General features: G+C 52.2%; 1 tRNA gene and 1 rRNA gene. Both read right to left on the bottom strand.

What is annotated here, in order from left to right:
* Positions 1–43 precede the first annotated feature (43 nt).
* Positions 44–120 (bottom strand) — tRNA-Ile (locus KW839_RS27360).
* Positions 121–280: 160 nt separating this feature from the next.
* Positions 281–345: ribosomal RNA gene (locus tag KW839_RS27355) — 16S ribosomal RNA — on the bottom strand; the annotation flags it as partial.

Genomic DNA, 345 nt, shown 5'->3' with positions numbered 1-345 from the left:
GAGCTATGGCCCCGTATTTCTACAGGTTCCCACACAACAAAATTGGTGGGTCTGGGCAGATTCGAACTGCCGACCTCACCCTTATCAGGGGTGCGCTCTAACCAACTGAGCTACAGACCCAATTTCGAGCTATCCGGCCGACCTCACCCTGCTCTTTACCACAAAGCATGGGGTGCGCTCTAACCAACCAAGCTACAACCCGTTAAGGCTGCTTCTTTTCGTCTTCTTCAATGAATCAAGCAATTCGTGTGGGAACTTATGGAGCAGCTGAGTCGTCGATTAAGGAGGTGATCCAGCCGCAGGTTCCCCTACGGCTACCTTGTTACGACTTCACCCCAGTCATGA

This window comes from Pseudomonas sp. PDM31, assembly GCF_019218965.1.
GTDB lineage: Bacteria > Pseudomonadota > Gammaproteobacteria > Pseudomonadales > Pseudomonadaceae > Aquipseudomonas.
This window is presented reverse-complemented; position numbering and strand designations above follow the sequence as displayed.